Genomic DNA, 7332 nt, shown 5'->3' on the forward strand with positions numbered 1-7332 from the left:
GATCGATCAACTGCATCCGGATGAAATTGTTTCCGGTTCATCCGATATGCTGGTATTGCATGGAGCCGGCTGTGCGTTTGCTCCGGTGCTGTCCGGTTCTTTAATGACATTACTGGGGTCGCATGGCTTACCGATTTATATCGGAGTGGTCTTGCTGTTACTTGGCGGTTATATCGTTTACCGTCGACGCCGGGTGGTGGATCTGGTTAGTGGTCAAAATGCCCACTTTGAACCGATGGTGCAAACCAGTGCCCAGGCACTTAATATGATGTTTGATCAACAGCAACGTGATTTATTCGATGATCCGAGTTTTTACGCCGAAGAAGAACAAAAGCGGATCATCAATGCTCTTCGGCAAAGCGGCTCTTGACGCTAGGGCAGCTAGCGTCAAGTGTAGCTATGATTTGGCTATTGGAAATTACTTCCAGCGTAAATTCACACCGGTATAAACAAACCTGCCTGCCTGGGGGTAACCATAACTGGTGGAGTAATCCTCATCCAAAAGGTTTTCAACACCAACATAGAAGTCGGCCTTCTGATTGGCAAGCGTATATTTTAGTCGAGTATTTACTAATTCAAAACTATCGAGTTTATCTCGAATAGCTGAATCCTTTCGGTTAAAGTAATTTTGTGAACCGATACGAATGATATCCCCGCTCAATTGCCATTGTGGTGTTAACTGATAGATGGCCTGCAGGCTGGCTTTATGTGAAGGGCGATACTGCAGTCTTTCAGTAGTGGCATCTGATGACTTATCTTCAGCACTTAAAAAGCCTAGCCCAGCGTTAATGGTTAATTTATCCGTAAACTGATATCCGCCATCAATATCAACTCCCTTAAAACGCAATTTATCACGGTTTTCAAATACATCTGTGATGTTGCCCTTTTCAATAAAATCTTTAATATCTGATTGCCAGAAGGCGATATTCAATGCACCTTTTTGCCATTGATTTTTCACACCCACTTCATAATGTTTGGCCCTTTGAAAACCCAATTCACTGTTACCAGAGCCCTGCTCAAACAATTGACGTATGGTTGGAGCATCCACTTTACGTGCAATTGTTCCATAAAGGGTTGATATATCGGTTATCGGTTTAGTGAGTGAAAATTGCCCGCTGTGCGCCGACTCATCAGTATTTCCCGACTTATCTAGTTCATGTCTCGCAATACCCAGCACAGCCGTAATATCAAATGCCAATGGCTGTGTTAACTCGGCTGCATAGGATTTTACCCTGATCGATTCATCGGAACTGGTTTTGGTAAATGGTCGTGATGGGCAAGTTTGGGCGCCGCCACCGCCACCGCCACCGCCACCGCCACCGCCACCGCCAGAAATGGTGCATTCCAGACCAGCCTCCTCATAGCTTTCTTTACGCTGATCAAAACTAAATGCCAGTTTGGATCCGGTTGTGGGAATTACACCTGTCAGTTGGGCGTGGCTTCCATGCGTTTTAGTCTGCTCTGTTCTGGCAAAAGTATTATTACTGGTGATAGTTGAGAAAGAATTATCATCGTAACTGGCGCTGCGCTCTTCTAGTTGGTTTTCAAAAAACCATAAGCGCGTTGACCAGTTATCGGCTAGTTGATAATCCCCTCCAAGTTGAAGAGAAAAGCCTCGCTGAGACTCAACACGCTCAAACCTGGCACGTTGAGCAAAATCGTCTACATTGTTATCAAAGACAATCGGTGGCTTGCCGTACTGGCCTTCAAGATAGCTGGCAAACATGCCAATAGTGAGTTTTTCGGTTAAATTTCGATTATATGAAAATATCAGGTTTTCCCTCCGATCATCACTGTTACGCCGCTGGTCATTATCCTGAAAGTTATCTGCAGAAGTTTCCAGCGGCGAAGTGAAATCATTGGACAATGAAAAGCCATCTCGCTCTCTCACACCATACCCAAAGAAAAAATCCTGATCGGCATCCCCATAACCAACCTGACCATTGGCTAGCCAGAAGTCATCTGAGCCACGTTCCAGTTTGGAACTGGCCTGAAACCCGCTCATCGCATTGCGGGTTTTAATATCCATCACACCAGCCATACCCCCATCACCATACAAAACCGATGAACTACCGATATTCAAATCAATTTTGCCAATAGCAAAAGCCGGAATCAGACTGGGGTCAAACTGACCATCAAACGTGGAATAAAAAGGGATACCGTTCAGTAGAAGCTTGACCTGCCTAGTTCGTAATCCACGGATATCCATGCGAGGAGTACCGTCACCCCCATATCTGGTATTGACTGATGGCACTAAGCGCAACGCATCTTCCAGGCTTCTCGCACCTAACAATTCCAGATCGTGCTGATCAATCAACACCTGTGAACTGTTCACCGGATTATTTTCAACCTTAATTTCAGCAAGCTCGTAGTTTTCATTTGTTATTTCGGCAGCCATGATCTGTGCTGAAACAGGAATTATCAGTGCACTGAAAACCAACCTGGATATATTCTTTAATATACATCGGTTGACAGCATTATGATGTGAAATGCTCACAAAGTCTCCTTGAGTTTAGTGATTGTTTTTTTGCGATTTCTTTAGCGTTCGCCAGGCCAGAAAGCCAATCAGCCCACCCACTGCACCAAAGATAAAGTGAGTAATAAAGGGATACGCCAAACCATGTCGCAATGAATCCGTTTCGACCCCTGCCCAAGTTAGAAATCCCATTTTGAACAGGGGTTTTAACATATGAGCAAGACCAGCGGCTAAAGGCAACAACCATAATGTAATGTTGGAAACAGAAAGTTGTTTAAACGCGAGGTCAAGGACTATCCCCTGGCTCAAAACGATAATCGCAGCAGCAGGATTGTCACGTATCACTAAAGCGGCCACTAAACCACCACTTCCAGCCAATGTGGCAGAATAGTGATATGGCGAAACCAGTCGTACAAATATCAATATTGCCATTAACGTCAGTCCCTGACGACCTGGCAAATCGAGTCCGAAACGGAAGGTTTCATGCATTAGCATCGCCATTGCACCTGCGATAAAAATCCATGCATGCTGGGATTTATCTGATTGCCAGACCTCAGAACTGTTTGAGATAGCTCTTTTCAGCAACTTTCCACTCATTGGGGGTTTCCTCATCAGGTTCAACAATCAAGGTGGCTTCTCCACCCAGCCAGATAGCACGTGGCCAGCTTCCCATTGCAATTTGGATAACAGGATCGGTTAACACTTTTCCTTGCCGATCCTGTACCACTGTTATGTCGGTCAAATCCAACAAACTCGAAAGGCTTAAGGTTTGCTGAACATGATCACGCATGCCAGGCAACCACAGTAAACGTCCATCCACTCCCGAGCCACATAGATTAACCGCTGCCAGCGCGCCAATTACACCATCCTCTGTTCCCGTCAGGCCATGGAGGATAACGTTGTATTGCCTTGCAAGATCACGGGCTTGCTGCTGAGTCACCAATCGTTGTTTACAGATAAAACCGAACTGCAGCATAGCCATGGAAAGCTGTTGTTCCGATGCAATGCACAAACCAACATCAGACCCCTCGGCACTCTCGTTTAAAAGATACTCAACACACAATTTTTCAATATCCCTAACGGGAGCATTGAACTGCTCAATAACCAGACAAGCAGCACTATTATGGGAAGTAAATGGCACCAGCGGACTCATCAATAATTGATGGCGTGTTATAAATCGGCATCTACCCAATTGCTGCTTATTAATCGCAGCGCCAAGTGAACGCGCATGAAAGCCGGTGCCACGGCTTTCAATATTATCTGTATCATCAATGCCGATATACCAGCGCTGTGCTTTAGTTGGTAGCATAATCTTCCTAACCTGTTATCGACGTATTCCAACATATATAACGATTAAGGTAAATATTTCTTTAATACTGTTTACTGAACTCAGCTGCCCAGCAGCTGAGTCATTTTTTCAAGATCATCAGCAATCGAAACGTAGGCTTTCTTTTCAAGATCACGGTAAGCAGTCAAAATGGATTTCCCAAACTCGGTGACTTCAGCTCCACCTCCATGTGAACCACCTTTTGCTGTCACCACAAGCGGTTTGGAAAAGCTCAGATTCATCGTATTCACCAGATCCCAGGCACGTTTGTAAGACATTCCCATCGCACGTCCGGCAGCAGAGATTGAACCATGCTGTAAAATGGCATCAAGCAAATCGGCTTTCCCCGGCCCCAACGCGACTGAGTCTTGGTTATGTAACCTGATTTTTATACTGACTGAATCTGACATGCAGCACCCTGATGAAGTAATTTTAAACAGATAAATAATAGCATTGTCGACTTACTCTCAGTTGAATAGCTGCGTTTGTATTTATCCCTTTAGCTTTAATGAAAAAACATCAAGACAAGACAAACAGGTTATTGTTTATTACCCTGAAGAACTCACTAACGGAACAACTGATGGCTCATAGTCACACACATCATCACGACGTCGCTAATTACAATCAGGCATTTGCCATTGGCATCAGCCTGAATATTATATTTGTCATCATTGAGGCCAGTTACGGCATTCTGTCTGGATCAATGGCTTTGCTGGCTGATGCAGGGCATAACCTGAGTGATGTAGTCAGTTTATTACTCGCCTGGGGAGCCAGTATCCTGGCGAAAAAAGCTGCCACTGAAAAACGCACTTATGGTTTTCGTAAAGCCACCGTGATGGCGGCATTAATCAGTTCTGTCATGCTGTTAATTGCCTTGGGTGGGATTGCCTGGGAATCGATCAACAGGATGCTGACCCCTCAGCCAGTGCAAGGTATGACCGTTATTATTGTCGCCAGCATTGGTGTGGTCATTAATACCATCACGGCACTGTTGTTTTTTAAAGGGCAAAAACAGGATTTGAATATTCGCGGGGCTTTCCTGCATATGGCTGCCGATGCTGCTGTCTCATTAGGCGTAGTGATTGCCGGATTGTTTATTTTGTTTAAAGGGTGGTTATGGATTGATCCGGTGGTCAGCCTGCTCATTGTTGCTGTTATTCTGGTAGGCACCTGGCGATTATTAAATGAATCCCTCAACTATGCGATGGATGCTGTCCCAGCCAATATCGATATTAAAAAGATCCAGCATTATTTGTTAAGCTTTGAACAGGTCAGACACTTTCATGACCTGCATGTCTGGCCTTTAAGCACCAATGAAACAGCTTTGACCGTTCATCTGGTCGTTGATGAGTCCGATCTGAATACTGTGTTGCTCTATCAGTTGCAAAACCATTTGCATGATCATTTTGGGATCGTACATTCCACCATTCAAATCGAGTCAGTAATGGAAGCTGAAAACTGCCTGCTAAACAGCAGTAATGAATGCCATTAACCATACTCCATCGTGAGCTCACAGAAGTAAACCAAGCCTAATTGATAGATGATTACCCTGATTTAACCTATCAATTTAAAATGTTGGCGTGTTGTATAGGCAGGAGAAACAAATGAGCCAGATATTTTTTGATAATTGGGAAACATTATTTCGCACTTTGATTATCGGGGTGCTGGCATACGTCAGTCTGGTCATCTTATTACGGATTTCAGGCAGACGAACTTTATCCAAAATGAATGCGTTTGATATGGTTGTGACTGTAGCTTTGGGTTCTACTTTGGCGACTATTTTACTTAATAGAGATGTTGCATTGGCAGAGGGAGTCTTGGCGTTTGCTTTGCTGATCGGCATGCAATATCTGGTGACCTGGTCCAGTGTCAGGGTGCCTTGGGTACGAAAAATTGTCACCGGCGAACCTGCACTGCTGGTCTATGATGGAAACCTGTTATCGTCAGCACTGAAACGTGCACGAGTCACTGAAGATGAAATTCATTCGGCTGTACGCTCCTCGGGTAGTCAAACACTCGAGCATATCAAAGCCGTGGTTTTGGAAACCGATGGTTCATTTAGTGTGGTAAAGCAAGAAAATAGCCAAGCAACTACGAGCCTGCAAGGTATCGTTGTTCCAGGTAAAGGCAAACTCGATGGATCTGACCTGCATTAACGATGAATAAATTTGTCAGCGATCCATAAATCCCTTCTGGCGAACGTTATTAAACTTCCTTAAAGCGTCTGGCTTTGTTATGTTGACAAGTTATTAATTAAATTAAGATTGAATGAAAATGCACGGAAAGTTAATCAAATGGAAAGATGACAGAGGTTTTGGATTCATCCTCTGTGAGCATAATCAACAGCAAGTATTTGTTCATATTTCAGCCTTCCCATCCAGCAGTCCCCGTCCCAAAGTTGGTGAACTGCTTGATTTTGACATTGAAACCACAGCCGATGGTAAAACCAGAGCCATCAATATTAGCCGTGGGGGATCAGTAAAAACGCAAACGCATGCTTCGACGATTAAACTCAGTAAAACGCCGGGTAACAAAACAAAAATTCTCAGCGGAATAATTGTGCTGTTGGTGATTGGGTTGATCGTGGCGAGCGTAACTCAATAACGCCAATGTAATCCAAATCCGATTAAATAATTTAGTGCTCGTCGTATAACGCCACATATTCCCCTGAAAACTTAGCCGCCAGCTGTTGACCGGAATACAAAACTGCTGCTACGCGGATACGGGCTTTTCCTTTACGACGTAAGATTTTGAGGAACCTTGTCCAATCATTTTCATCCACTAGCGCAGCCGTAGCAGTGAAGTCTCCGATCATGGGTTTGAGATAGGCCATCTCGTTTCGCTGAATCACCAGTTGAGAAGCTATCCCCTCCTCCGCCAATCGTGTATGCAATAACGACCAGGCTGATAGAATCGCCAACGTTGATGCACTGCCACCAAATACCGTTTCCTGATGGTTAATATTGGGGGCCAGCGGTGCCTGCAGAGTTAATGATTTTGCAGTCATGTTCTGCACACTTACCTGCATGGCTGCCGACAAAGGAATGTGTTTATACAGATAGCGTTCGAGTTGATTATGTGTCATATCTATTAGTCACTACTATTGTTGCTGTGCATTATCAAGGTAATCCAGTACTGAATTCATCAGCTGATTGATATTTTGATATTTTTGCAGATCGGCGGTCAGTATTTCACCTTCAGCCTGCACATAAGGTGCCGGCACCAATTCATCGGCACAGTGTTCAATAATGGCCTGAGCAGAGTCTTCGGTGGTCTCTAAATGAAATTGCAAACCAATGACTGATTGGCCCAATTGAAATGCCTGATTATGACAGCCAAAACTTTTTGCCAGCCACAAGCTATTCTTCGGTAAATCAAAGGTTTCACCATGCCAGTGAAACACCATGGCCATTTCAGGAAAAGTGAAAGCAGCTGCAATATTGTTAGCCACCGCCTGAATTGGCCACCAGCCGATTTCTTTTTCTATATTGGGATAGACTCTGCCACCCATCGCGCTGGCGATCAGTTG

9 protein-coding genes and 1 pseudogene are annotated in these 7332 nt (G+C 44.5%); 4 read left to right on the forward strand and 6 right to left on the reverse strand.

From position 1 onward, the window contains the following. Positions 1 to 370, forward strand: a pseudogene (locus B3182_RS03955) (MFS transporter); the annotation flags it as partial. A gap of 48 nt (positions 371 to 418) precedes the next feature. Here B3182_RS03955 and B3182_RS03960 read toward each other — a convergent pair. From B3182_RS03960 to B3182_RS03975, 4 genes are all read right to left on the reverse strand, one after another. Then, positions 419 to 2398, reverse strand: a complete 1980-nt coding sequence (locus B3182_RS03960) for a TonB-dependent receptor (RefSeq protein ID WP_292353843.1) — start codon at positions 2396 to 2398, stop codon at positions 419 to 421. 114 nt (positions 2399 to 2512) lie between these two features. Then, positions 2513 to 3073 carry a hypothetical protein gene (locus tag B3182_RS03965; protein WP_292353841.1) on the reverse strand — a complete coding sequence of 187 codons (561 nt, stop codon included), beginning with the start codon at positions 3071 to 3073 and terminating at the stop codon, positions 2513 to 2515. Further along, positions 3030 to 3785, reverse strand: a complete 756-nt coding sequence (locus B3182_RS03970; protein ID WP_292353839.1) for a hypothetical protein — start codon at positions 3783 to 3785, stop codon at positions 3030 to 3032. Before B3182_RS03970 ends, B3182_RS03965 begins: the two co-directional genes overlap by 44 nt. A gap of 80 nt (positions 3786 to 3865) precedes the next feature. Further along, the gene (locus tag B3182_RS03975) at positions 3866 to 4213 is read right to left on the reverse strand and encodes a winged helix-turn-helix domain-containing protein (protein ID WP_292353837.1); all 348 of its coding nucleotides are present in this window, start codon (positions 4211 to 4213) and stop codon (positions 3866 to 3868) included. Positions 4214 to 4383: 170 nt separating this feature from the next. On the opposite strand from B3182_RS03975, the gene B3182_RS03980 reads away from it, so the two are divergent. The 3 genes from B3182_RS03980 (at position 4384) to B3182_RS03990 (ending at position 6407) form a co-directional block, all read left to right on the forward strand. Next, positions 4384 to 5295 carry a cation diffusion facilitator family transporter gene (locus tag B3182_RS03980; protein WP_292353835.1) on the forward strand — a complete coding sequence of 304 codons (912 nt, stop codon included), beginning with the start codon at positions 4384 to 4386 and terminating at the stop codon, positions 5293 to 5295. A gap of 112 nt (positions 5296 to 5407) precedes the next feature. Beyond that, positions 5408 to 5959, forward strand: coding sequence for a DUF421 domain-containing protein (locus B3182_RS03985; protein ID WP_292353833.1), 552 nt, complete (start codon positions 5408 to 5410; stop codon positions 5957 to 5959). Positions 5960 to 6077: 118 nt separating this feature from the next. Then, positions 6078 to 6407: a cold shock domain-containing protein gene (locus B3182_RS03990; RefSeq protein ID WP_292353831.1), complete on the forward strand. Its 330-nt coding sequence runs from the start codon at positions 6078 to 6080 to the stop codon at positions 6405 to 6407. 31 nt (positions 6408 to 6438) lie between these two features. Here the strand turns inward: B3182_RS03990 and B3182_RS03995 are convergent, their stop codons facing one another. Next, complete coding sequence (locus tag B3182_RS03995; RefSeq protein ID WP_292353829.1) at positions 6439 to 6888, reverse strand: thioesterase domain-containing protein; 450 nt, start codon at positions 6886 to 6888, stop codon at positions 6439 to 6441. Positions 6889 to 6903: 15 nt separating this feature from the next. Next, a partial coding sequence (locus B3182_RS04000; protein ID WP_414683337.1) for a type 1 glutamine amidotransferase occupies positions 6904 to 7332 on the reverse strand: 429 nt, incomplete at its 5' end.

Origin of the sequence: Methylophaga sp. UBA4204 (assembly GCF_002379485.1) — a bacterium.
In the GTDB taxonomy this organism is placed as follows: domain Bacteria; phylum Pseudomonadota; class Gammaproteobacteria; order Nitrosococcales; family Methylophagaceae; genus Methylophaga.

Bases quoted from the DNA above. Each gene is read 5' to 3' on its own strand.
- B3182_RS03975 (WP_292353837.1), bottom strand. From the start codon at position 4,213: ATGTCAGATTCAGTCAGTATAAAAATCAGGTTACATAACCAAGACTCA.
- B3182_RS03980 (WP_292353835.1), top strand. From the start codon at position 4,384: ATGGCTCATAGTCACACACATCATCACGACGTCGCTAATTACAATCAG.
- B3182_RS03970 (WP_292353839.1), bottom strand. From the start codon at position 3,785: ATGCTACCAACTAAAGCACAGCGCTGGTATATCGGCATTGATGATACA.
- B3182_RS03995 (WP_292353829.1), bottom strand. From the start codon at position 6,888: ATGACACATAATCAACTCGAACGCTATCTGTATAAACACATTCCTTTG.
- B3182_RS03990 (WP_292353831.1), top strand. From the start codon at position 6,078: ATGCACGGAAAGTTAATCAAATGGAAAGATGACAGAGGTTTTGGATTC.
- B3182_RS03965 (WP_292353841.1), bottom strand. From the start codon at position 3,073: ATGAGTGGAAAGTTGCTGAAAAGAGCTATCTCAAACAGTTCTGAGGTC.
- B3182_RS03985 (WP_292353833.1), top strand. From the start codon at position 5,408: ATGAGCCAGATATTTTTTGATAATTGGGAAACATTATTTCGCACTTTG.
- B3182_RS03960 (WP_292353843.1), bottom strand. From the start codon at position 2,398: ATGGCTGCCGAAATAACAAATGAAAACTACGAGCTTGCTGAAATTAAG.